This window comes from Bartonella sp. HY406 (assembly GCF_025449315.1).
Taxonomy (GTDB): Bacteria; Pseudomonadota; Alphaproteobacteria; order Rhizobiales; family Rhizobiaceae; genus HY038.
The window spans coordinates 11,309-35,864 of sequence record NZ_CP104894.1; the positions used below are offsets into that span (position 1 = coordinate 11,309).

Genomic DNA, 24,556 nt, shown 5'->3' on the forward strand with positions numbered 1-24,556 from the left:
AAAGCGTAGGCGGTACTGTTTGCAATATAAAATCAATTTAATAATTTCATCATTATGAATATGCTTTGTATTTTATGCCTCATATAAGGGACTATGCAAAATTTTGTAATCAATCAAAATATAGTTTATTTTAGAATATATTTAAAATATCAATGCATCTGCTATTGTAAATCTAATTATATTCGTGCAAATGAAGCGTTTGGTGAAAAGAAAATATAGTGTCATTTTTTTATGATGGCGTATTTTAGGAATTTGATATTTATAGATTAGACCTATAAAAAGTAAAAGGTTTTTGATATTTAAATCAAAATGAGACGAAATATTTTTGAATGTTATGGTGTCTAATTTGGAAACTCATTCTATATATTGATATAATAGTGTTTGAAGGCTGTTGCAGTAGTTAAGTGTAAGATAATGGTTTTGTCAGTTAAAGATTTTTTATTAAATATATTTACCGTTAAGCGGCGGCGTTTGCCGTGGGATTTTAATTCTTCAGTTTATCAATATTTATATGAAGATGTTTCCATATCCGGTAAATCTCCCCGTCGGCATTATCGCAGTATTGGTCGCCATGAAGGACGATTATATACAACGTCTCATTTTGTTAAAAAAAACTGCTTGAATGATAATCTTGAAACGATTGTATTTTGCTGTGATGATGAACATGACAGTCTATTTTTTTTCGAAGCGATAAAGAAGCTGTCAGAAAATCATAATATTGTTGTCGTATCTAATTCCAATCACTTAAACGAAATATATCTTCCTTATTGCAATTGGTTTATTCTTAATAAGATTTTTGACCGTGGTGGCAAACATACTTCCAGTTTTATAAAACAGTTATGCTCAACACCCAATTTGAAATTTGTGGTTTCTAATATTTATGAAGGTGGTTTTTTTTACAAGAACCTTGAAAAAGCAAATATTGCTAATATTCTTATTATCGGCGAAAATCTTGCCTTTGGTAAATGCGATTTGTCCCGTGGATTGCGCAGCGCCACGCGCGTGGTGTACACGAGTGAAAGCTATGCTGAAAAAGTGCTATATGATTATATGTATGGCTATCCTGACCAAGTGAGCATATTATCATCTGCATCCCAAAATGTGGTTTTCTCTCCGAATAAGTCGGACTCTAAACTTGTCATTGGCTATGGAGATGTGTCCTTTGCTGATGGTTTTGATCTTTTTGCAAAGACTGCAAGTCTTTATAAAGAGCAATATGCTGATGATGATACCGAATTTGTTTGGTTACGATCTTCAAATCAGGCTAACAATTTTAGCCGTTTTGAACAAAATCAGAATTGGTTGCAAATACAAAGGGCTGATAATTCCTGCCGCGTCATATCTAAAAATAGTGCAATGGCTAGTTATTATCAAAAGGCTGAGATTTTTTTCGATACATCTCGTTTTGCAAATAAAATGTCTCAGGTGAAATCTGCTTTACAAACTGGAAAAGCGGTTTTTGCTCTCAACACAACTTTACCATTATTGACTCTTTATCGGCAAAATGAACTTGATGATAATTATTTACTAGATCAAAATGATCCTAAGCAATTTATCAAAAACTTACACGATCACTTATATTCAATACCTAAAGCCAGTAGAGATCAATTTATTGAAGTAAGCCGCAATATCGGCGGCGTTGCGCAGTTTGTTGAAGAATTAGCGGCAATTGGCAACGCTGCTGCTGAACAAATTAGACAAGAAGACAAAGATGCATCAGAGCTTTTTGCTAAAAAGGAATTTGATTTTGAATTTTGGTCGGGGGATAGTTCTAAGCTTTTTACACGTGCAACTATAAAACAATATATCCGCAGTTGGAAAAGCGGTGTGTATCCACGCCGTCCTTGTGCAGGTTTTCAACCCGGAATTTATGCAGAATATCATGATCTTGGCCCAATGCGCAAAGACCCGTTTTTGCACTATCTTGAAGCCGGCAAGCCCAATGGTCCTTGGCAGTGGGAGATGCTGACAAAGCCTATTAAAATTGAAAAAGCCGCGCTTAATCAAAAAATTGCTTTGCAGATTCATGCCTATTATGTTGAAAAATTGGACGTTATGATCAATGCATTATTGGTCAATGAAGTGCGGCCAGATTTATTCATCAGTGTCAAGGATGAAGCAGCTAAAACGTTTGCTGAAAAATTGTTAGAAAACTACCCTGCTAAGGTCTCGATTTTGATTGCGCCAAATCGTGGGCGGGATATTGGGCCTTTGCTAACTTTGTTCCGGGAACAATTGCGTCATGGTTACGATATTATAGGCCATTTGCATACAAAACATAGTGTGCATATTGATGATCGCTCATATGCCGAATTATGGGGAAAATATTTGACAACCAATCTCTTGGGTGATGGAAAGAAAATTAATGCCGCGGATACAATTATTCAGACGCTGTATAATGACAAAAATATAAATCTTGTTTTTCCAGATGATCGCAACGGCATTAGTTGGGCAAAAAATCGTCCTGAAGCTAAAAGACTAGCACCGCGCCTTGGTATTAACAAATTACCCCATTATATTAATTTTCCTGTTGGCACGATGTTTTGGGCGCGAAGTGATTTAATGCAGCCATTTTTTGACCTGGAATTTGATTGGATTGACTATATGAGTGAACCGCTTCCCCTTGATGGTACTAATCTGCATGCTATAGAGCGTCTTTTTGGTGTGATGAATGAGAAAATCTCCAAAAAGATAGTTTGTGTGATGTTTGGTGATATTAAACGATAAAACGCATCATTGGTTTAAGAAGGGATTTATTGACTTTTCATGAAAGAAAGCTTTATGATTAAAGCGAAGTGTAATGTCTAATTCAAAATTTCCCTTAAAATTGATGAAAAAATTGGTGACAAATATAATCAAACTGTTATTGAATTAAAAAGGTTTATTACAAAAAAGGATAGGCAAAGTGAAAGGTATTATTCTCGCAGGTGGTAGTGGTACTCGGTTATACCCAGCTACAATTGGTGTATCTAAACAACTTATGCCAATTTATGATAAGCCGATGATTTATTATCCGCTTGGTGTGTTGATGCTAGCTGGCATTAAAGAGATATTAATTATCTCAACGCCGCATGATTTACCTTTATTTCAGCGGCTTTTGGGCGATGGCAGCATTTATGGCATTTCACTGTCCTATGCCGAGCAGGCCCATCCAAATGGACTTGCTGAAGCTTTTATTATTGGTGAAGAATTTATTGGTAGCGATGATGTGGCTTTGATTCTTGGCGATAATATATTTTTTGGTCATGATCTTGTATCTCATCTTAAAAATGCCCGTAGCCATCAAACTGGGGCAACAGTTTTTGCCTATCATGTCGATGATCCAGAGCGTTATGGTGTGGTTAGTTTTGATAGTTCCTCAGGTATTGCAACATCAATTGTTGAAAAGCCGGTTGAACCAGAATCTAATTGGGCGGTAACTGGACTTTATTTTTATGATAATAAAGTGGTAGAATTTGCAAAAAATCTTAAGCCTTCGCCGCGTGGTGAGCTTGAAATTACTGATATTAACGAAATCTATCTTAAAAACAATCAACTAAGAGTTGTGCAATTAGGGCGCGGTTACGCTTGGCTTGATACAGGGACACACGATAGTTTACATGATGCCTCATCCTATGTTCGGGCTATCGAAAAGCGGCAAGGGATCAAAGTTATGTGCCCTGAAGAAATTGCTTATGAAGCAGGTTATATTAGCGCCGAGCAAGTGCTTGAGCGGGCTAATAATCTTGGAAAAACTGATTATGCCGCTTATTTGAAACGCCGTATTCATGAGTTGAAAAATGCTTGATGTTGAAAAAATTTCTCTTGATGGCGTGCTAATTATTCGTCCAAAGCAGTTTGGTGATAATCGTGGTTTTTTTTCAGAAACCTATAATAAGCGTTTGTTTTTACAGGCGGGTATAGATGCTGAGTTTGTTCAGGATAATCATTCTTTTTCTAAAGAAAAAGGAGTTTTGCGCGGGCTTCATTATCAATTACATCCCCATGCCCAAGGTAAATTGGTTCGTGTAACTAAGGGACGAGTCTTTGACGTTGCTGTTGATATTCGTAAAAGCTCACCGACTTTTAAGCAATGGACTGGTGTCGAATTATCGGCCGATAATTGGACCCAGTTTTATATTCCGCCCGGTTTTGCTCATGGCTTTTTGACTCTTGAGGAAAATTGCGAATTTTTGTATAAAGTCACCGATTTTTATGCGCCTCAATGCGATCGGGCGATTCGTTTCAATGATCCTGATATTGCAGTTAATTGGCCTTTAAATGCTGCTAATTTTGTATTATCCGAAAAGGATTTAAATGCGCCCTTTTTAAAAGGCGCTGATATTTTTGATTAAAGGACTATTATTTTGAAAATTTTGGTTACAGGTGGTGCAGGTTTTATTGGTTCTGCTCTTTGTCGGCATCTTGTTGCCCAAGGTCATGAGGTTTTTAATATTGATAAATTAACCTATGCAGGTAATTTACAATCTTTAAAATCGATCGAAAATTCTGAAAATTATCAATTTCATCAATTGGATATCGCTGATAGAAATGCCATTGGCGCTTTGTTGGTTGGCCAGTCTATTGAGGCGGTGATGCATCTTGCAGCTGAAAGCCATGTTGACCGCTCAATTTCTGGTCCTGATGCCTTTATTGATACCAATATTGTTGGTACATTCCATCTATTGGAAGCTGTTCGTGCTTATTGGCAAAATCTTGATGCGGATAAGCAAAAAGCCTTTCGTTTTCATCATATTTCAACCGATGAAGTTTTTGGTGATTTACCATTTGATGAAGGTATTTTCACCGAAGAAACGCCCTATCACCCATCATCACCTTACTCTGCATCAAAAGCAGCGTCCGATCATTTGGTTAGAGCTTGGAACCATACTTATGGTCTGCCGGTAGTGCTTTCCAATTGTTCCAATAATTATGGTCCGTTCCATTTTCCTGAAAAGCTTATTCCCTTGGTTATTTTATCAGCTCTTGCTGAAAAGCCACTACCTATTTATGGAAAAGGCGAGAATATTCGCGATTGGCTTTATGTCGAGGACCATGCACGGGCGCTTGAAACCATTGTGTTAAAAGGCAAAGTCGGCGAAAGCTATAATGTCGGTGGTAAAAATGAGCGAACCAATTTGCAAGTGGTGAAATCAATTTGCGATATTCTTGATAAGCAAAAGCCACGAAGCAATGGACAATCCTATCATCAATTAATTAGCTTTGTAACTGATCGGGCAGGGCATGACCGTCGATATGCTATTGATCCGACTAAAATTGAAAATGAGTTGGATTGGCATGCACAAGAAACATTTGAAACCGGTCTTGAAAAGACAGTTGAGTGGTTTTTAAAAAATCAATGGTGGTGGGAGCCATTATTACAACGTGCGAAACTAGCCAAAAAGGGTTGAGTTGATGAAAATTCTGGTTACTGGTGAAAATGGCCAAGTTGCGCAAGCATTGAAAGGCCAAAATTCAAGTAATGTATCTCTTGTTGTGCTTGGTAGACCAGAATTAGACATTAGCAATAAAGCTTCAATTGAAAAAGCTATAGATGCGCATAAACCAGATTGTGTCATCAATCCTGCTGCCTATACGGCGGTGGATAAGGCTGAAACAGAAATCGCACAAGCTTTTTTAGTTAATCGTGATGGTGCGCGATATGTGGCGGAAGTAACTGCCGCCCATAATATTCCACTTATCCATATTTCGACCGATTATGTTTTTAATGGTGCAAGTAAAACACCCTATAAGGAAGATGATCAGGTTGGTGCAGTCAATATTTATGGATTATCTAAGTTGCAAGGCGAATGGGCGGTGCATGACGCTAATCCCAATCATGTCATTTTACGCACCGCTTGGGTTTATAGCCGTTATGGCAATAATTTTTTAAACACCATGTTGCGCCTTGCTCAAAGCCATGATCAGTTAAGAATTGTGGCGGATCAATGGGGTACGCCGACAAGTGCTGATTTTATTGCAACATCTGCCATTACCATTGCGCAAAAAATATCGAAAGGCGAATGTGCAGAGAATTGGCGCGGTATTTTTAACCTTGTTGCCGATGGTTATACCAATTGGGCAGATTTTGCTGCAGAAATTTTTGCGTCAAAGCATAATCAAACTGGTAAAATTCCAAATATTACAGCTATTCCTGCTAGCGAATATAAGACAGCAGCAAAACGCCCGCAATATTCAAAGCTTGATAATAGCAAGGTAAAGTCAGTATTTGACTTACCAATTGCGCCTTGGCAAGACTATCTCACCCGTTAATTTCATAGGTTGCTATTTAAAAACGCTTAATATACCAAAAAATACGTCATATTTTTTAAATGGTTTTAAGGATCCATCAAATTGAACAAGTTATATAGTGTTATTTTTTGTTGTGATGGTGGATATGGTCGTTATTTGTTGGTGGCATTAGAGGGGCTTATTAAGCATAGCTCACCAATAAAGCATTATGAAATTATTATTATTGATTGTGGATTGGATCAAGAAACCATTCAAGCCATCAAAGCTCGCTTGAGTGAATTTAGCAATATTGTTTTGAAGTTTCAAAAAATTGACGAATTATATCAGGCACAAAGAGAAGTTTATTATGCCAATCCTCATATTTCGTCTGCAGCCTATGCGCGGTTTTTTCTAGGCAGTTTAACTGATAATGACCTTATTCTTTATCTAGATGTCGATATTTCGATAGAATGCGATGTGGCTGAACTGATTGATAGTGAGAACCCTGGTGATAAACTGATTACCGCGGCGCCTGATATTGGCATGGAGATATGTCGGCGCTATGAAAAAGGCTGGATTGCTTATTTTAAAAACGTGATCCAATTGGATTATGGCACTGATGACCATTATTTTAATTCTGGTGTTTTAGTCATTAATCGTCAACAATGGGTTGCGCAAAATATTGAAGAAAAATTAATGGCTTTTCTCGCATCAGATCGTAAATTCCAGTTTTTTGATCAAGATGTGCTGAATATTATCTGCTTTGGTAAGGTACATTACCTCAATTTTCGCTATAATGTTATGGCATCAGATTATAAGCCGCATAAGATTTATCATGATACAATATTGGATGACATGCTGACAGCTTATACCCATGCGGCCAATGGTGATGGGCGTATAATCCATTATACCACCGGTGACAAACCTTGGAGTTCGCCACAAACTAAGCTTGCAGCATCATGGTGGCAAAATTGTCGCACAACAGCCGTTTACGAGCAATGTTTGGGCAATCTTGTTAAACAGGGCAATGTTGGTCGTAGAAAAATAAGCTTTCTTGGGCTTGCATTGTTTAAGATTAAGCAAGATAGCCATTGCTATAAGTTTTATTTTTGGAAATTTCATGTATTTGGCTGGCGCAAAAAAGCCAATAGCAAAACCTATTATTGTCTTGGCCTACCATTTTTAAAAGTCACTTCTTTAAATTAATACAATTTTTTGCTTTTAGACAAAACCTCTAATTTAGAAGATTGTGATTTTATTAAAGCTGTCAAGCGTCAAAGCTAGCGGCAATGACAGATCGTTGATAATGGCTTAGCTATTCATCTATAAAAAAAGATGATAAGGAAAATCGGGGTAGATTTCATAGTTTAGACCGAATTGATGACATTTAACTCGCAAAAAATTTCTAAGGTGAGTAGTCTTTGCCGGTAAAAATCTTACCTTTGCATTGTTGTTGCAAATAAAGGGCATAACCACCAAGATAAGTGTTATAAAAATTGATATCATAGCTTATACTGTCACACCTTTGCAGTAGAGCTAGCCCACCGGTATTTTATTGTTTTTAATTGTCACTTTCTTTATTCTTTGCCATCTTTTCTCCTTTTTAGTGATTATTGTAATTATTAAATAATTGTTTTATTGTATAAAAGTTTCATTTTAATAAGTTTATTAAAATAATATCGAGCTTTTCTAAATCTTTGATAAAATAATAAAGAAGTGCCTTAAAGAATATTCGATTATTTTAACATTTTATACGGTTTAATTATCGATGGGGGAACGGTGGCCAAAAGATTAAGCCAAAAACATCCAATATTGTTTTTTGTCGCCATCTGGCGGCAAAGATGTTTGCGTTATTGGCGCAATAGCAAAGAACGACAAAAATTTGCGGTAAAGCGGCAAGCTGAGAGTTTGCCTCATCGGGTATTTTCTCACCAATCAAAACTCATTCGTAATTTTGGTGAAGACTATCATCAGTTGCAGGTAAATAAGATTACCAATTTAAAAAAGGCAATTCCGCTCCTTGATGGTGTTGTCATTCACCCTGGTGAAACTTTTTCATTTTATAAATTAGTGGGGCATGCCCATCGTCTACGCGGTTTTCGCAAAGGCTTGGAGCTGTCAGGTGATACAATGAGGGCGGGTATTGGCGGTGGTCTTTGCCAAATTGCTAATATGCTGCACTGGCTGATATTGCATAGCAATTTAGATATTATCGAGCATCATCACCATTCGCGTGATATGTTTCGCGATGATGACCGGCTTGTGCCATTTGGTTGTGGGGCAACCATATTTTATAATTATCTTGATTACCGCTTTACCAATAATAGCCCAAACATTTGGCAGTTACGTCTTAGCCTTGATGAAAACCATTTGATTGGTGACATTTTGGTCAATGACACGCTTAATGTAAAATATGACATTTGTGAAAAAAATCATAGATTTTTGCAGTGCGAGGGCAAGTTTTACCGCTTTAATGAAATTTGGCGCCAGCAATGGCAAGGGGCTAGCTTAATAAGCGAGACACTCTATCGCAAAAATATTGCGCCGATGATGTATGTGCCCGATGCATTCGATGTGGTTGATAGTTTAAAGGATTTTCAATGAAGCAGATTTTTGAATTGATTAGCTTAACTATTTATTTTTTAATCAGCGTATCCGCTTTTGGACAAAGCAAAGATTTTAATGATAATGCTGAATTGATAACATTAAACGGCACGCCTTACTTGCTTGATCTGCGCTATGCGAGTGACAATAATTTTTTGCATCGTGCTATTTATAAAGAGCATGGTCTAAGCACCTGCCTTGTTCATAAGGATTTAGCAAAAAAACTTGAAACAATTAAAAAGGATTTACAAGAACAATACTTGCAACTTGTTCTATTGGATTGTTTTCGTCCACTTGCTGTACAAAAAGCCATGTGGAACATTCTGCCCGACCGCCGTTATGTTGCTAATCCAAAAAACGGTTCAAACCATAATCGAGCCGCCGCGATTGATGTGGCTTTAGCTGATGAAAATGGGAAAATATTGCTTTTTCCAACTGCTTTTGATGATTTTACCAGTAAGGCCGCTGCACACTATAAATGCCCCAAAGCCGATAGTCTTGCTTGCAAAAATCGTGACCTATTGTTTGGCTTGATGAAAAAAGCAGGGCTTAAAGGCATTAATAGTGAATGGTGGCATTTTGAATTGCCAAATGCTCGGCAATATCCAATCATCGAATAATTGCATTAAAGGGGGGAAGTCAATGACCAAGCGTTTTTACAATTATCTATTGGGGCTTTGTTTGGCGGCTATTGGCTTTCTACCAATAAGCGCATTTGCGCAAGACAATACAGATCAAATCGTGCCAACTATTTTAATGGCATCGCCAACAAGCGCAACGGAGCAATCAACATCAATTATTTGCCTTTTGGATAAAAATTGTGATGGGGCTTGGCAACCGCAAACCAAGGATGGCGGGATTAATGAAGGTTTTGGCTTCCAATTTGAACAACCCTTTCAACTAGATTATATTATGATAACGGTTACCGGTAATAGCAATGGTCTTGCCTTTACCGCTTATCTTGACGGTAAAGATACTATTATTGATGACACAGATAAAGATAGCGATCCAATTCGTATTATTTTGCAACGTTTCGAGATCGATTCCAAGAAGGCGATTTATGTTTTAAGGCGCGATCCGTACTCTGTCATTAATAAACCGCTTACGCTTGATTATTCTGCCAAATCGGTATTTTTTCGTATTACCGATAGTAATTCACCAATAAAATGGACTGTTACCTCAATCGATATTGTTAATAAAAATATTTTTGAAATAATAAACGGTGAAATATCTTTAGTTGAAGATATTTATAACGAGCCGCATGCTTTGGCGGTTGATTTACCGATTGAAGCACCATTGCTAGAGCTTAATGCCACTTCAATTCTTGATCCACAAACGGCCTATCAACCAAGCCATATTTTTGATTCCAATATCGGTAGCGCCTTTGCAACAGATGGTAAAAAAGGCAATGGCATTGGCACTAAAATCGTCCTTAACTTTAAAAATCAACAAAATATTGCGGGTGTGATGATATGGAATGGCTATCAAAGGTCAGATAAGCATTTTTATGCTAATAGCCGCGTGAAAGATCTTTTGATAAGTGGCGAAAAAGTTGCGGTCAAAGACGAACAAGCCATGCAAAAAATTATGTTGGCAAAGCCAATCACTAATAGTCAGATTGTTTTGGAAATTGCCGATATTTATGAAGGGGCGGACTATAGGGATGTCGTGCTATCCGAACTGCGTTTTATTGACGATAAGGGCGCCGTTATTTTACCCATTAGCCAAGAAACACCAATAATCGCCGAACTTACTAACAATCATTTCGTCGATAGAAGTTTTAGCGGTTTTTTGAGCCAAATGGTCTTTGTGCGCGGTGAGGTTGAAGCTGATATTTGTGACGTTGGTTCATTTCGCATGCGTAGCAATGGAAGTTTTTCTCTTTATTCGCAAAATGTTAAGGGCATTGATAGGCTGCATTCTTTTGCTATAGCGGCCGAGGGTAATTTTGAAATTATTGAACGCAATAAATTCAAATTATTTGGCAAAAAATATCAAACCATGTTTTCACGGATGACAGGTTATTTAAAGGAAAATGAAGATAATGCGCTCATTAAAGTCGCACCAAGTATTTTTCAAGGCCTTTTTACCATTGAAAAATTTTCTGACCTTAGCGAAAAAGAACAAAAAGACTTGTTAAGTTTGCTTATTAATGAACCACTTTACGAAGAGCCTGAAAAAATTTACGCCGAGCAACCAGATTTTAATATTGGCCTATTTGTTTCGCTTGACCAAGGATTTGTGGTTGAAGCGGCAACGATTAGTGAGGTGCGTGAAAAACTGCGTAAAATATTGCTGACAAAAGAAGTTTATGCGGTAAAATCTGACATTTATACTGATCTTGTCGTCCCTGTTGATCGGGTGCCATTTTGTACAAAAATCTAAACCAATATTTGAGAAGAGTTGTTTTATTAGCCTGTTGAAGACAATAAGATACAAAGTTAATAATAAAAATTAGCATTTATGACGGTTAAATCCTTGCCAATATTCTTAGGTAATTCAATTATAAAAAGGGGCATAAGCTGATGAAGCATTTTTTAAATAATCTATTTCGGTTTTGCCTTGTCATTCTTGTCATTATTGGTTTCCGACCAGCTTTAGGCTATGCGCAAGACAATACAGATCAAATCGTGCCAACTATTTTAATGGCATCACCAACAAGCGCAACAGAGCAATCAACATCAATTATTTGTCTTTTAGATAAAAATTGTGATGGGGCTTGGCAACCACAAACCAAGGATGGTGCGGTTAATGAAGGTTTTGGCTTTCAATTTGAACAGCCCTTTCAACTGGATTATATCATGATAACGGTTATCGGTGATAGCGAAGACCTCACCTTTACCGCTTATCTTGATGGTAATAATGCTATTGCCGATACAACGGGAGAAGATAGGGATCCAATTCCTTTTATTGTCCAACGTTTTGAAGTTGATTTTGAGAAAGCCGTATATGTCTTAAGGCGTGAACCATATCGTATAGATGACTTTCCTAAACACGAATATAAAGCGAAATCGGTGTTTTTTCGCATCATTGACGGTAACCTAGCTGCAAAATGGAAAGTCACTTCAATTGATCTGGTTAGTAAAGATATTTTACAGTTATTTAGCGATCCTTCATTAATTAAAGAAATTTATAATGAGCCGCATGCTTTGGCGGTTAATTTACCTATTGAAGCACCATTGCTAGAACTCAATGCCACTTCAATTCTTGATCCACAAAATGCTTATCATCCAAGCCATCTTTTTGATTCCAATACCAGCATGGCCTTTGCAACAGATGGTAAAAAAGGCAATGGCATTGGCACCAAAATCGCCCTTAACTTTAAAAATCACCAAAATATTGCGGGTGTGATGATATGGAATGGCTATCAAAGGTCAGATAAGCATTTTAGTGCTAATAGCCGCGTGAAAACTCTTTTGATAAATGGCGAAAAAATTGCGGTCAAAGACGAACAAGCCATGCAAAAAATTATGCTGCCAAAACCAATTAGCAATAGCCAAATTGTTTTAGAAATTGCCGATATTTATAAAGGGCAAGCCTATAGAGATGTTGTGCTATCCGAACTGCGCTTTATTGACAATAAGGGCGCAATTATTTTGCCTATTGGTCAAGAAATGCCAATAATCGCCGAATTTACTGACAATGCTTTTACTGATAAAACATTTAGTAGTTTTTTGGGCACCATGGATTGGGCAACTTTGGGTGAGAAGTACTTGCGCGAGGATTATTGTTATGTTTCAACCTTTCGACTGCGTAGTAATGGCAGCTTTGTGCTTTATCCTGCGCGTTTAAAACCAGATGGACAAAATCGCCCCTTTGCTACAGTCGCAGAAGGTAATTTCGAGCTTGTAAAACCAAATGAGATGAGACTATTTGGTAAAAAATATCAAACGTTTTTTTCGCAGTTTGGTTATATAAGTGGCAAGGGAAATGATGATATTGCCCATGCCACCCCGCAAATTTTCCAAAATCTTTTTAAAATAGAAAAATTTTCAAAACTTGCTGAAAGCGAGCAAAAAAGGCTTTTAAATTTCCTTATTGCTATGCCAACCTATGATAAAGAAGAAGATGAGGGTGATGATTTAGGGCTTAGCGTTTTACTTGATGACGGCTTTGTGGTTGAAGCAAAAACCATTAGCGAGCTTCGTGAAAAATTGCGTAAAATATTACTTGAAAAAGATGTTTATGCGGTAAAATCCGATATTTATACCGACCTTGTAGTCCCTGTTAAGCGTGTGCAATTTTGTACAAAAATATGAAGCAATATTGTAGAACTGGCTTTATTTGCTTAGTCATTTTTATGGTTGCGCTTCAGCTTGGGCTTATTCTGTTTCATCAAAGCTATTTTTATGGCTATGATGGCTATTATTACGCAGTGCAAGCGCAAAGCCTCATTGATCATGGTCGCTTGCGTATTCCTGATGATAGTTGGCTGTTTTGGCTGATGAGACCGCTTGCATATTTTGTCAATAATGGCGAAGCGATGGTGAAAACCTATATCGCTGTTAGTTTTGGGTTGTTTTTACTGGCCTTTTATCTCCTTTTAAAAACTATAAAAAACATCGCTTTAGCGCTTATTATTTTGTATTGGATTACTCTATCACCTAGCTTTTATTTTATGACGATTGAATTTCCTAAACAATTTACCAGTTGGATTATTTTAGTCATTGCCGTAAATTTTATGTATCGCTATCCGCGCTATATTTTTGTTTTTATAGGATTTTCATGTCTTGCGGTGTTTTTCCATAAATCAGCAATCATTTATATCGGGCTTTTTTCGCTATCCCTCATCGGCTATTATTGGTCCAAAAGAAAAGATAATAACAAGGTAAAATTGCATGCAGGGCAGGGTGGTAATATTGCCAAGTTAAAATGGCAAATACTTATTGCGGTTACTCTTCTCTCTGTCGGTCTCATTGCTGCATTGGTGAGCGGTGTTTTATACTTGGGGTTATTTGATTTTCACCGCTTTCAAAACGGTCAATTTCAATTAGGGTTAATTGCCTTATTAAGCGAGCCATTTTTGCCGCTTGCAATAAAGTTGGAGCTACTCTTTTGCGGTATTTGGGTGCTTGGTGTGTTATTCTTTGCGGTGAGATCGTCAAAAAGCAATCTATGGCACTTTTTACCGCTATTTTCTTGTTTTTTACCAAGTCTTGGTCAAGAGGCAATGAATTTTGGTGAACGCATCGCGCTAGCCTTTCCCTTACTCGTTTTATTCATCACTATATGGTTTTTCAAAGACCAGCCAATACCAAAGCCAAAAACACTTGCAAAATATCTGCAAATGAGCCTGTTGGCGGTTGCCTTAATGCTGCTTTCAGGCACATTATTATATCGCGGCGTTGACATTGAAAATATCAATCAAAAAGCAATTTTTAAACAATATGATGCTTTGATGGCTAATTTTGCGCCGCCGCCAATGCTGATTGTTAATCGCGATATGCATTATTATTACAAATATAAAACCGGCGGTGAAGCGTTTTCTTTCATGCCAGAGCGTCATTGGGACAAAACACGAATTTGGCGCTTGGTTTATGGGGTTAACCCAACTGAGGCTTATGCCTATTGGCCAGAGCAATGTGATTTTGCACGGCCTTTTATTCAAATTTTGCCGGTGCTAGGTTATCTTTACATGCGCGAGGATTGCTATCAGCAATTTCGTGATAATGTTGCTGCAAGTTTCAACCAACCATTAGCAGCCATACTTAATGATAATGACCTTAACCCATCCATGGCGAGACCTCAATTTTTGTATAATCGTTATCAAGATGAAGATTTAAGCGAATTTCCAGCCCTTCCACCCTCTAACCCATGATGAAGCGATGCCAATTCAAACTTACTTTTATTTTATTGATAAAACAATAGAGACGTTCCAAGACGATATTGTCTTTATAAAAGAACGAAATCATAATGATATTATTTTATGGTGTGACCATTTGGGTATTTTTTGGCGCGGCATTGAAAATGGCAAGCTTACACAACCTTTTGAAATAAAACGCCCGTCATTTAGGGCTGCAACCCTCATTGAAATTGCTAATTCTCATATGCAGCAATATGTTTATGGAGCCGTACAAATAAGCCATCGCGGCGTGTATAGTATGGATTTTAGAGATGAATAATTCAGATCTAACAGATGTTTGTTGTTTCACCTACCTTTGTCGCTAAAAATAATATCCATTTAGCCATGATTTGCGTTGTTTTGTTCAAAGGGTAACAATATGGAAATTGTTTCTAGGATATTTAAATATTTCGATACTACTTATTTGCTTAGAAATTATATTTGGGCAATTATTGGGACGGTAATCTGCATTTTTTTAGCTATATATTTAAATGACATAAGACCTTTATCGATGGGAATTAACATCGTTATCCTGGTTATCATTCTTATGAACCTTATTCTTTTTCCCTTTGCTAAACTGGTTTGGGGCTATGTCGAAGATTTATTCTTTGGCGCTTTTACATCTGATTTTGACCTAGATATTTGGACGGTATTGGCGCTTATTGTAAGGGTGATTGTAAATCTCTTTTTGTTCAGCATAGCTTTTATTATCGCACCTATTGGCATTGCTTATATTGTTTTTAAAAATAAGCGTGATAAAAATAAGCAGGCTGATTAACCCATATTTTGCAAAAATTGAAGCAACTTTTGTTTTTTGAAAATTTTTAAAATATAGCTAGTTTAATAAACGTGATGGGACAAAATTTATCACCTCAATATTATTCTAACGAAAGCTCTTTAAGTGGCTGCGCTTTATAATTTTGCGGTATATAAGATAAGCAATAACCCAAAAAAGAATAAAAATAATATAAATTAGATAAATTTAATATTAGTTGTAAATTTATGATATATTTTAATCAAGACCTTAACAAACTTATTGATTTATTTTTATTCATGTAATATAGTTTGGCATTGCTTGATTGAGTAAAGTTTCGTAAGTTGGATATATTGTTCAAATTTTGAATTTTTTTAATATTTAAAATATATTTATACAATTTTGTAAGGTCTTATATTTTATAATCTAAAATTAGACTGTATTTAGAATTTATAACTAATATGATTAATTTATCTGTCTATCACGTTATGTGATTATTGAAAATACCATTTTCTTGTTGTTGAGATTATGGGGATTAGATTTTTAGTTGAAGTTTATCCTATACAGGATGGCATCAAAAACCGAGGGTAATTTTATCTTTTTTGGGGAATATACATGCAATTCGTTTCTAAACTGTTTAAATCTATTGACGCAGCCTATCTGGTTCGAAGCTATGTGATTGGGGCAATCTGGGCCGCAATATTTATTTCAATGGTGTTTGTTTTAAATAAGTCAGGGTCGATGCCAATTTATGGAATTATTACCATGATTGTAGTCTATCTTATTAATTTTTTATTATTTCCATTTGCCAAATTCGTTTGGGATAGCATCAAAGATTTATTCCTTGGCAATTATTCTTTTAAATTCTCGTTTCTTTTGTGGTTGGGTTTGGTTGTTCCGGCAAAAATTATTGTAAACATGCTCTTGTTTAGCGCCGCCATACTTATCGCACCGATTGGTATTATCTATCTTGCATTGACAAATAGAGGGCGCGAACAAGATCTCGCTAGCTAAGTTGATTTATGCCGTAGGCTTTCTTGAGCAGTTCTAGAAAAAACTGTATCAACTTTCGCATTGGAGAATGCCACAAAATAAAGAAATGAAGCACGTCACTTTTTTGATGCGGTGACGTGCTTTTAATTGTCTATGTTAGCCCCATATCGCTAAAAAGGCATCAAATCTTATGGGAGCGCCATAAATAACATCCGCTTTAATCATGACACGCTAACTAATTATACTGTGTATTATAACCGGCTAATTGATTAACAATGGTAATCAATGATGGCAAGCCATTCGTCTGGCTTTGTACGTTTTAATCGTTGATCAATAAAATCTTGCCACTTTTGCAATTTTTTTTCATAATCTTCTAAAATATCGGACTCGCTATCTTCTAATTCATGCCAACCATTTTCATCAAGCAAGGCGTATGTGGATAAGGGTGGTGCAGCATTTATCCAATCATCTATTTTGGGGTAAGCTCTGGAAGAGCTAACATAATCTAAAAGCCAAATATAGAAGCGATAAGGATAATTTACATTGTCTCTAATATAGGCTTTAAGCTTTTGATACTGTGCTTGTGAATTTTTTTTAAAAAATTCTTTTTGCAAGTCGTTGATTTTATTTAGTACTTCATATCGTATTTTATCAAGATTAATTTTCAAACTAGTAATATCGCCCAAAGCCGCATATGAATCTCTTATTGTATCTTGCCAAAGTTGCAACCGCACTTGTACCGCTTTATTTTTCATGGCTATCCAATCAATTTCATTATATTGGATGCAATTCGTGGCACTATTTTTCAAGTCTTCAAATTGGTCCTTATGTCGCCATTTTGACCAAAGGCTTCGCTTAGGTAAAATTGGTGGTGTCTTTCTTATCATTGTGTCATTCATTCTGCCACCGAGCAGCCAAAAGTCCCACTTCCCATTGGGGTTGGTTCTATTTACAACCTTGATAAGTTCTTTGCCTTTTAAAATTACATAGCCAAAGTAATGTTCATTCTCTATGTCGATAGGATCACCTAATTCAACAATTGGCAAAGCTCTGCTTTCTATAATATATTCTTTTAAACTTTTACAATCACAGGTTTTTGCGGTTTTATTTGCTTTTAAGCTGTTATATTCTTTCAGTACTTGCGCTGTTTCGTCTATGTCATCGATGTGGTTGCTATTAAACTCTTCGCAGTCACTAAGTTGATATGGATATAACCACCTATTCAATATATCTTACTTATCAAGATCTTTACCAATCACGAGCAAAGAAAAGTGCATATCAAACCTTTTGTAAAACTGTTTACTGTATTCATTTTTAATTCTATAAAGTAAAAATATATTATATTTTAAAGCCTATCAAATTATAATATTGTTTAATGCGATAAATGGATTTTCATCATGAAACGGTTCTTTTTAACTTATTATTTTAGTTTTCTTATTGTTGCAGGCGCGGTTATTTTTGGTTTTTCGGTGTTAGATATTATTCATTGGGGCGGATTTAGCCACGTTGATGAAATGTTTTTTTTAATAATCCTTGCAGGAATTATTGCTTTATCTGTTTATAACATTACCCTTTTTGTCGTCGTTGTCACTCCGCTTTATTTATTGCAACGCAAGTTTTTACCTTTAAATTTCCATCTAACGCTGATTTATGGCATCATCATCGGCATTTTAAATTTTTATGCTTTCGGCAATATGTTGACCCTTTCTACCAAGCCTTATCTTTATTTGTTTACCGGCTTTGGTGTGATGTTTGGCGCATGTTTTTGGTGGTTTTATTCACGCGAGCAAAATGCGCCGAAAATGGGCGAAATATAAAGGTAGATGACAATTTTAAACCTTCTGCAAAATGATATTTAATAGAGGGCAGAATGCAAAAATTAGACGACTATCGCGTGGCCGACGGTATCAAGGTTGAAATTACTGATCACATCGTACATCCAAATGCAAAAATAGAGTTTCATATAGCTTGCAATGGTATTGGCGTTAAATTCCAAATTTCCGATGCTAAAACATATGCTACCTATGGCGATATTTATTATGATTCCTATGATGATATTTATTTTGATGAAGATAACAAACTCGCATCAATCCGCCCGGTAGTTGAATTTATTAACGAAAAAGCCGAATTAGCGTCAACAGAGCTTTTCGGCACTTTGAGTAAAGTCGATGAATTAGGATATTTTACGTATAGTCATTTGCGATATTTCAATAAGGAAAAAAAATACCTTGTTGGCTTTGATAAAGCTGAAGATTTATTAGAAAGTGAAGTTGTTTTATTTCATCAAGATTTTGGTTATATTTTTAAAAATAGACAATATGTGGGTTGGTACTTACAAAATCCATTAAACTATTTATGCAATGATGATATAAAGCCAAATAAACCCTATAGCGATGTTCGCGACAATGAATATGATGTGCTAGAAATGTTTATAAATACATTTTGCGATAATGATTTTGAGGAGCTTTATGATGGTAATGAAGAGCTTGCCGTTGTTTTATGGGATAGAACATTTAAAATAGCGCCTATCATAAAAAACGAACAACGACGTAAGATCTTTATCGATGCTGCAAGAAATTATTATGAGTGGCGTTGCCATAAATTCCCTGATGAGCCTCATTCGTGAGGTTTTAACTATAGCTCTATTATTTAAAAAGCTTAGTAAATTAGAGGTCAAAGCTACTTCAATAAACATGCTAGGATAAAAAAATATAAAATCAATTTACAGGGAAATATGCGATGAAAAAAAGTATAATTTTTTTAGCATTTGTTTTGTTTTTGGGGACATCGACATATCAAGCTTTTGGTACAGATTATGGGCCTAGTCGGATTGATGATAATTATGTTTCGAATGATAATATTATTATAGATGATGAAGATAAATTGGATTTAACTATTAATAGCAATAATGGGCCAATTTATAACAGACTTCCTGACGGCGAACCGCTGTTTTTTGCACCACCAAATGAGGATACCGCAATTGAATATGGTAGCCTATCAGGATTTCTATCTGAGTTAGAATATCATATTTTTAAAGAAAACATATGTGATGTTTATAAAATGAAAGGCAATGAACTCACGCTGAAGTGTCAAAAATCCGATTGGCAGGAGGTCTATTCATTGAAAAAGGATGAAAATGGTTTCCAAATTTATTCAATTGATGATGGTATTAAGCTTAGAACAAAAACAGCAGATATTATAACTTATATGTATGATAAAATTATTGAAATAGAGGTTGGCAAAGCTCTTGATCAATGATTAAAATTATTATGCTAAAACGAAATTGCTATAAGTTTATTTAGTTTGCACAGCATTTTATAAGATTTTAAAGGAAACCATAATGGATGAGAAAAAGACTTATCGTTTTGTATTGATCGCCTTTGCCCTTTTCCCAACCTTATGGGGGATTTTAGGACTGCTTAATAATGCATCTGGATTTGCAAGCACGGCTGAATTTGCTATTAAACCAATGTTCGCGATGAGCGATACTTATGGCAATCCTGCACAAACATGGCGTGCAATTTCTTGGGGTTTAGCGCCTATTTTAGCCCTTATCCTTATTACAACGGTTGAAACGTTGGCTGGTATTTTGGGGCTTATAGGGCTTTTAAAATTGATTAAAAATTTCAATGCCCCTTATGAAAAATTGCAAAGCGGTAAAAGTTTCGTTGTACTAGGTGCCACCTTAGCTGTGCTAGTTTGGGGTGTAGGCTTTATGGTTATTGCTGGCGACTGGTATTTAGCATGGCAGGCGAAAGCCAATCCATTAAATACCCAAATTGGCGGTATGATTTATGCGCTTCCTAATATGATCACCATTATCATCTATATGTTACATCGAGAACCGGCGAATAAATCTTATCAATAGATTTAGCTTATATATCCCCATTGTGATGAAGGTCTAATTGATACTCAAGGATCAATCTTTGTTCTTCCACCGTGTGTTCTATATTACATAGTATAAATTGCTTTAAAATAGGAACAAATGCTAAGTTGCATTTGTTCCTTTATTAATTATTGCACCGAGCAGATTTTAAACCCTGAATCGATGCACCTTTGTGCAGCTTTTTTGATCTTTTCTATTTGCTCTTGTGTAAATATTTTTTCCATATCCTCTTTATACCAGAAAAGTCGTTTGCTTAAGACCGCATCAACACAGTGCCACATATAGCCGGTTTCAAGGTCTTTTTTTGTGCCTCGCCCCTCTTTATATGCCCAAGCAAGATAACTAAAAGCAGGCTGATATCCCTGTTCAGCCGCAGCCTTATCTAATTCAAAAATTTTAATAAAAACATCTTTCGTAAACTGGCTATAGGGATAGCACCGCGCTAATTGATATTGAGCTTCTGCAAGACCTTTGTCAGCTGCGATTTTAAACCAATGTGCCGCCATTTTTCGGCTATGACGGGCGCCCCAATAATTGATATAGCTAAGCCCTACATGATAACAACCCATCATGCTATCCAATTGAGCAGCTTTTTCAAAGCATTTAAAGCCATAGGTCCGACTTTTTTTAACGCCAAGCCCATAAATATGCAAATAGCCGACATTATCCCAAGCATCGCCATGGTCTTGCGCCGCCGCGAGACGAAACCATTTTGCCGCAATGCTGAAGTCTTGAGCAACAACATTACCATCACGGTAAAAAGTGCCATAATGATATTGTGCTTGCGCATAATTTTGTTCAGCCGCATGTTTTATATATTGGAAAGCTGTCAATAAGTCTTTTAAGCCATATATATCGCTTTCATAAATAAGACCAAGTTGATAGATAGCTTTGCTATAATTATTATCTGCTAAAGTTTTGTAAAGTTTGATGGCCTTGGTTAAATCTAAATCAACACCATCACCATTTTGATAGCAAAGCCCAAGCTTAAATTGCGCGGCTAAATCACCATTTTTTGCCAATATTTGCCAATAATGAAAGGCTTTTTTTGCATTTTTCTTGATGGAGTAATGTTTTGGAATTGAGCATTCAACTGCGACGCCATTTTCAAAAATAAGCGCAAGTTGGTAAATAGCGTCATGATGACCTTGATGAGCCGCCTGTTCAAAATAGCTAAGGGCAAGGCCAAAATCTTGCGCAATACCATAATCGCTATAAATGCCGCTAAGATAAATTTTGGCAAGTTTGAGCATGGCGTCAACATTACCAAATTCAACAGCCAGTTGAAACCATTTTAAGGCTTCATCACAATCTTGGCTAATAGCAATGCCATTTTCATAAAATTCGCCTAATTGATAAAGCGCTTTAGCGTGTCCTTGATCTGCGGCTTTTTGAAACCAATGCAATGCTTCAAAGCTATCTCGATTAAACTCATCAGCACATTCATCGACAAGTTTATCAGCATATTGATTGGCAGTAAGGTAAAATTGACCCAAATTAAATTGTGCTTCAACATCGCCTTTAATAGCGAGCAAGCGTGTTTGTTCCATAGTTGGAGATTGGCTATACGACATAATGTTCTTCTTTGTTTTTGCGCGCGAATATACATTCAAACGCGACTATCATTTGATTTTTAATGAAAAAATTTATGATACAAAGAAAACATTCATGGATGTGCTACCTAGCCTTAAAAATTTAATGTCTCACCTTTAGACCAATATTATATCGCGGTCAAGTAGCTATTGATGGGTTTTATTTATAATATTATTGCAATAAATTATAAAATATTAAAGCTTATCTGACAAATATTATCAAATAAGCTAAATTAAACATCAAACTTAGTTTAAACACAACCTAGCGATGGTTTAGTCTTTTTCTAATTCACCATCTGGCTGTATAATGTAAAGCAGAACCATTATAATCGTAATAAAAAAGCGGAAAGCATCGGGAACGCCATTCCACTGTTTTGACATCCACATGCCAAACCATTCACCACCTACAGACATAAAGGCTACTTGCCAAACCAGAAAGCCAATTGTTAAACCGGCAATGGCAACGGTTTTTGATGATTTAAAAGCTTTGGCACTTGCCTTAACTGATAAAAGCATTTTAATGCCGCCAATCCAGCACAATAAGGCAGTAAGAAATTCAAGGCTCATAATGCCAATATAGCCAAGATTATGGATCAAGTTACTGTTAATTGCACGGTAATGAATAGATGCTTCGGGCGGTATTGTATCCATCATAAAAACATGGTGAACAAATTGAAAATTGGTGTTGTAATCAGTTACATTTCCAAAAACTACCAATGATGTAAAAAACGCAATAGCACAAACCATAAGTGCTTTGGATAGACGTAAAATCATAAATATTTTCCTTTGTAAAACACTTAAAAAGCGCAGAATCTTCTTAAGCATTTACACAATTGCTGGTTTAAAAATCCATTAACAAAAAGTTGATTAAAATATTCATGTTATTATTGTTTGTACTTACGCTGAGGACTGTTTATTTTAAAGTACCAAACACAATAAAGGGCAAAATACATAATTTTGATATAAAGGGTAGGAAGGCGAAGATTGCGCCGGCATAGATGGCGATATAAGTTATGTTGATAGATTTTATGCTGCTATTATTTCTAACAATATTTCGCTAAATTTGTTTAAAATAATTATTCATAATATTAAATGAAACATTCGCGCTTATTTTTAGCAGTTAAGCTGTCATTGAAACGAAAAAAATCGCACGTCACCGCCCCATAATTGGCTACAGAATTTTGGCGAAATTCTTTCTCGTCCGCTTCCTTGATGGATTGGGTGCTAAAATAATACTCAGCATTGCAGCTGGTTTAATTTTAACTTTAATGGCGATTTTTATTTGAATAATTTTCAAAAGCAAAACCAAATCCAAAAAGGGGACTGTCAGGCAATAAATAATGAGGGCAGGCTTTAATTTCACCAGATAGGCAATCGTGTACTTGTTTTTGTGCTGCTTTAATGTCGCTATCATTCATTGTTTGCGCAATGCGTTTCAATACAGCATCGGTTTTTTCATGTGGTGGATCAGATCGTAATTTCACCATATAGCATAATCTATAGGCTTCCATTGTATCTTTTTTAAAAACATTTCCTTCAAAAAATACTTCTCCCAGTAAACATTGGCTGCCTAGGTGTTCCATACTACCCGCTTTATAAAACCATTGAATGGCAGTTTTTTTGTCTTCTTCAACGCCATAGCCATGCCAATAGGCTTTAAATAGGTAAAATTGACTTTCTGCATCATGCTGTTTTGCGGCTTCAAAATAATAGCCAAAAGCCTTTTTTAAATCTTTTTTAACAACAATGCCGCTTGCATAAAATGAACCAAGTTTAGCCACAGCTTTTATATTTTCAAGATCTGCAGCTCTTTCATAGTAATAATAAGCTCGCTTTAAATCTTTATGGACAATGGCACCATCCTCATAAAACTGCCCAAGTTTAAAAATTGCTTGGTCATCACCAGCATTGGCAAGCATTAACCACCATTTAAAGGCTTGTTTTTTATCTTCATACTTTAAAGATCTGCTATAAAATTTGGCAAGCGCGATTTGCGCCTTTTTTTGCCCCTGCCACGCTGCAGTTTCTAGCCATTTAGTTGCTTGCATGTCGTTAGTTGTTTTTAAGTAGTAATCAAAATCATCCGTATCATGAAACCCCATTGGCAGCTCGCACTGATGTGGCATCATTAATAATCCATTTAGCATCATGAGCGTTTGTAACAGATCGGCTAATTCTTTACTGTTTTCCCGTCCATAGCTTGCCTTTTCAATTAAACCGATAGACCAATAGGTTAAGTATCGACCATATAAAAAACCACACTCTTTATCGCCCAGATTTTGTAGGGCAGGATCAACATTTTCCAAAAACGGCAAATTATAGTTTAAAATTTGTGTATTTAACGCCGTATTACTTTCATTAAGATGCATGATACTAAACAATGCATTAGGACCGTTAATCTGCGTTTGTTGGTTTGATGACTTTAACGAAACGATATTTTCGCTTGCCTCGGCCTTAATGGATATTAAAAAAATATGCGCTAAAAGAATAAAAAATATGAGCTGCAAAGAATAACGATTGGATAATTCAAAGGTTTTTCGCCGACCTTTGCCAAAAAAAATGCTCATTATATTCCCCCTATAAAGGCTCTAGCTATAATTTTTAACATTTAACGCGTGCGATTATTGGCTTTTTTGCGCAAATATTTTGGCTAAAACAACTTGCTTGCTGAAAGA

At 36.1% G+C, this 24,556-nt stretch carries 22 protein-coding genes; 18 read left to right on the forward strand and 4 right to left on the reverse strand.

Features of this window, described 5'->3' with window-relative positions; genetic code table 11:
• Positions 1 to 414 precede the first annotated feature (414 nt).
• The 14 genes from N6B01_RS13830 to N6B01_RS13895 all read left to right on the forward strand — a co-directional run bounded on the left by N6B01_RS13830 (position 415) and on the right by N6B01_RS13895 (position 16,424).
• Positions 415 to 2,727, forward strand: a complete 2,313-nt coding sequence (locus N6B01_RS13830; RefSeq protein ID WP_262080817.1) for a rhamnan synthesis F family protein — start codon at positions 415 to 417, stop codon at positions 2,725 to 2,727.
• Positions 2,728 to 2,905: 178 nt separating this feature from the next.
• Entirely contained in the window at positions 2,906 to 3,787 is an 882-nt protein-coding gene (gene rfbA / locus N6B01_RS13835; RefSeq protein WP_262080818.1) for a glucose-1-phosphate thymidylyltransferase RfbA, read from the forward strand.
• A complete protein-coding gene (gene rfbC, locus N6B01_RS13840) occupies positions 3,780 to 4,334 on the forward strand; it encodes a dTDP-4-dehydrorhamnose 3,5-epimerase (protein ID WP_262080819.1) in 555 nt (184 codons plus the stop codon). The genes rfbA and rfbC overlap by 8 nt, the downstream gene beginning before the upstream one ends.
• Positions 4,335 to 4,346: 12 nt before the next feature.
• Complete coding sequence (rfbB, locus tag N6B01_RS13845; protein ID WP_262080821.1) at positions 4,347 to 5,390, forward strand: dTDP-glucose 4,6-dehydratase; 1,044 nt, start codon at positions 4,347 to 4,349, stop codon at positions 5,388 to 5,390.
• Between the two features lie 4 nt (positions 5,391 to 5,394).
• Positions 5,395 to 6,252, forward strand: a complete 858-nt coding sequence (gene rfbD, locus N6B01_RS13850; protein WP_262080822.1) for a dTDP-4-dehydrorhamnose reductase — start codon at positions 5,395 to 5,397, stop codon at positions 6,250 to 6,252.
• A gap of 81 nt (positions 6,253 to 6,333) precedes the next feature.
• Positions 6,334 to 7,416 (forward strand): glycosyltransferase family 8 protein, encoded by a 1,083-nt coding sequence (locus N6B01_RS13855; RefSeq protein ID WP_262080823.1) that lies wholly within the window; start codon positions 6,334 to 6,336, stop codon positions 7,414 to 7,416.
• Between the two features lie 573 nt (positions 7,417 to 7,989).
• Positions 7,990 to 8,814: a VanW family protein gene (locus N6B01_RS13860; RefSeq protein WP_262080824.1), complete on the forward strand. Its 825-nt coding sequence runs from the start codon at positions 7,990 to 7,992 to the stop codon at positions 8,812 to 8,814.
• Positions 8,811 to 9,434, forward strand: a complete 624-nt coding sequence (locus N6B01_RS13865) for a M15 family metallopeptidase (RefSeq protein ID WP_262080826.1) — start codon at positions 8,811 to 8,813, stop codon at positions 9,432 to 9,434. Before N6B01_RS13860 ends, N6B01_RS13865 begins: the two co-directional genes overlap by 4 nt.
• A 22-nt stretch (positions 9,435 to 9,456) precedes the next feature.
• Positions 9,457 to 11,199 carry an NADase-type glycan-binding domain-containing protein gene (locus tag N6B01_RS13870; RefSeq protein WP_262080827.1) on the forward strand — a complete coding sequence of 581 codons (1,743 nt, stop codon included), beginning with the start codon at positions 9,457 to 9,459 and terminating at the stop codon, positions 11,197 to 11,199.
• A gap of 140 nt (positions 11,200 to 11,339) precedes the next feature.
• Entirely contained in the window at positions 11,340 to 13,073 is a 1,734-nt protein-coding gene (locus tag N6B01_RS13875) for an NADase-type glycan-binding domain-containing protein (RefSeq protein ID WP_262080829.1), read from the forward strand.
• A 41-nt stretch (positions 13,074 to 13,114) separates the two neighbouring features.
• Positions 13,115 to 14,632, forward strand: a complete 1,518-nt coding sequence (locus N6B01_RS13880; protein ID WP_262080831.1) for a hypothetical protein — start codon at positions 13,115 to 13,117, stop codon at positions 14,630 to 14,632.
• Positions 14,633 to 14,639: 7 nt separating this feature from the next.
• Entirely contained in the window at positions 14,640 to 14,936 is a 297-nt protein-coding gene (locus tag N6B01_RS13885; RefSeq protein WP_262080833.1) for a hypothetical protein, read from the forward strand.
• Between the two features lie 99 nt (positions 14,937 to 15,035).
• Positions 15,036 to 15,434, forward strand: coding sequence for a hypothetical protein (locus tag N6B01_RS13890; protein WP_262080834.1), 399 nt, complete (start codon positions 15,036 to 15,038; stop codon positions 15,432 to 15,434).
• 591 nt (positions 15,435 to 16,025) lie between these two features.
• Positions 16,026 to 16,424 (forward strand): hypothetical protein, encoded by a 399-nt coding sequence (locus N6B01_RS13895; protein ID WP_182419901.1) that lies wholly within the window; start codon positions 16,026 to 16,028, stop codon positions 16,422 to 16,424.
• A gap of 248 nt (positions 16,425 to 16,672) precedes the next feature.
• Here the strand turns inward: N6B01_RS13895 and N6B01_RS13900 are convergent, their stop codons facing one another.
• Complete coding sequence (locus N6B01_RS13900; protein ID WP_262080835.1) at positions 16,673 to 17,629, reverse strand: hypothetical protein; 957 nt, start codon at positions 17,627 to 17,629, stop codon at positions 16,673 to 16,675.
• Between the two features lie 171 nt (positions 17,630 to 17,800).
• Between N6B01_RS13900 and N6B01_RS13905 the strand changes: the two genes are divergently transcribed.
• The 4 genes from N6B01_RS13905 (at position 17,801) to N6B01_RS13920 (ending at position 20,271) form a co-directional block, all read left to right on the forward strand.
• Complete coding sequence (locus N6B01_RS13905) at positions 17,801 to 18,220, forward strand: hypothetical protein (RefSeq protein WP_262080836.1); 420 nt, start codon at positions 17,801 to 17,803, stop codon at positions 18,218 to 18,220.
• A 53-nt stretch (positions 18,221 to 18,273) separates the two neighbouring features.
• Positions 18,274 to 19,029, forward strand: coding sequence for a hypothetical protein (locus N6B01_RS13910; RefSeq protein WP_262080837.1), 756 nt, complete (start codon positions 18,274 to 18,276; stop codon positions 19,027 to 19,029).
• Positions 19,030 to 19,142: 113 nt separating this feature from the next.
• Positions 19,143 to 19,661, forward strand: coding sequence for a hypothetical protein (locus N6B01_RS13915; protein WP_262080838.1), 519 nt, complete (start codon positions 19,143 to 19,145; stop codon positions 19,659 to 19,661).
• Between the two features lie 82 nt (positions 19,662 to 19,743).
• Positions 19,744 to 20,271, forward strand: coding sequence for a DUF2165 family protein (locus N6B01_RS13920; RefSeq protein WP_262080839.1), 528 nt, complete (start codon positions 19,744 to 19,746; stop codon positions 20,269 to 20,271).
• A 146-nt stretch (positions 20,272 to 20,417) separates the two neighbouring features.
• Here the strand turns inward: N6B01_RS13920 and N6B01_RS13925 are convergent, their stop codons facing one another.
• The 3 genes from N6B01_RS13925 to N6B01_RS13935 form a co-directional block, all read right to left on the reverse strand.
• Complete coding sequence (locus tag N6B01_RS13925; protein WP_262080841.1) at positions 20,418 to 21,863, reverse strand: SEL1-like repeat protein; 1,446 nt, start codon at positions 21,861 to 21,863, stop codon at positions 20,418 to 20,420.
• A gap of 291 nt (positions 21,864 to 22,154) precedes the next feature.
• Entirely contained in the window at positions 22,155 to 22,655 is a 501-nt protein-coding gene (locus N6B01_RS13930; protein WP_182419908.1) for a DUF2165 family protein, read from the reverse strand.
• Between the two features lie 491 nt (positions 22,656 to 23,146).
• Complete coding sequence (locus N6B01_RS13935; protein WP_262080842.1) at positions 23,147 to 24,448, reverse strand: tetratricopeptide repeat protein; 1,302 nt, start codon at positions 24,446 to 24,448, stop codon at positions 23,147 to 23,149.
• Between the last annotated feature and the right edge of the window lie 108 nt (positions 24,449 to 24,556).

Coding starts and splice junctions, on each gene's coding strand:
- N6B01_RS13880 (WP_262080831.1), top strand. CDS start 13,115: ATGGTTGCGCTTCAGCTTGGGCTTATTCTGTTTCATCAAAGCTATTTT.
- N6B01_RS13915 (WP_262080838.1), top strand. CDS start 19,143: ATGAAAAAAAGTATAATTTTTTTAGCATTTGTTTTGTTTTTGGGGACA.
- rfbD (WP_262080822.1), top strand. CDS start 5,395: ATGAAAATTCTGGTTACTGGTGAAAATGGCCAAGTTGCGCAAGCATTG.
- N6B01_RS13925 (WP_262080841.1), bottom strand. CDS start 21,863: ATGTCGTATAGCCAATCTCCAACTATGGAACAAACACGCTTGCTCGCT.
- N6B01_RS13890 (WP_262080834.1), top strand. CDS start 15,036: ATGGAAATTGTTTCTAGGATATTTAAATATTTCGATACTACTTATTTG.
- N6B01_RS13885 (WP_262080833.1), top strand. CDS start 14,640: ATGCCAATTCAAACTTACTTTTATTTTATTGATAAAACAATAGAGACG.
- rfbC (WP_262080819.1), top strand. CDS start 3,780: ATGCTTGATGTTGAAAAAATTTCTCTTGATGGCGTGCTAATTATTCGT.
- N6B01_RS13865 (WP_262080826.1), top strand. CDS start 8,811: ATGAAGCAGATTTTTGAATTGATTAGCTTAACTATTTATTTTTTAATC.
- N6B01_RS13920 (WP_262080839.1), top strand. CDS start 19,744: ATGGATGAGAAAAAGACTTATCGTTTTGTATTGATCGCCTTTGCCCTT.
- N6B01_RS13930 (WP_182419908.1), bottom strand. CDS start 22,655: ATGATTTTACGTCTATCCAAAGCACTTATGGTTTGTGCTATTGCGTTT.
- N6B01_RS13875 (WP_262080829.1), top strand. CDS start 11,340: ATGAAGCATTTTTTAAATAATCTATTTCGGTTTTGCCTTGTCATTCTT.
- N6B01_RS13870 (WP_262080827.1), top strand. CDS start 9,457: ATGACCAAGCGTTTTTACAATTATCTATTGGGGCTTTGTTTGGCGGCT.
- N6B01_RS13905 (WP_262080836.1), top strand. CDS start 17,801: ATGAAACGGTTCTTTTTAACTTATTATTTTAGTTTTCTTATTGTTGCA.
- N6B01_RS13830 (WP_262080817.1), top strand. CDS start 415: ATGGTTTTGTCAGTTAAAGATTTTTTATTAAATATATTTACCGTTAAG.
- N6B01_RS13935 (WP_262080842.1), bottom strand. CDS start 24,448: ATGAGCATTTTTTTTGGCAAAGGTCGGCGAAAAACCTTTGAATTATCC.
- N6B01_RS13895 (WP_182419901.1), top strand. CDS start 16,026: ATGCAATTCGTTTCTAAACTGTTTAAATCTATTGACGCAGCCTATCTG.
- N6B01_RS13910 (WP_262080837.1), top strand. CDS start 18,274: ATGCAAAAATTAGACGACTATCGCGTGGCCGACGGTATCAAGGTTGAA.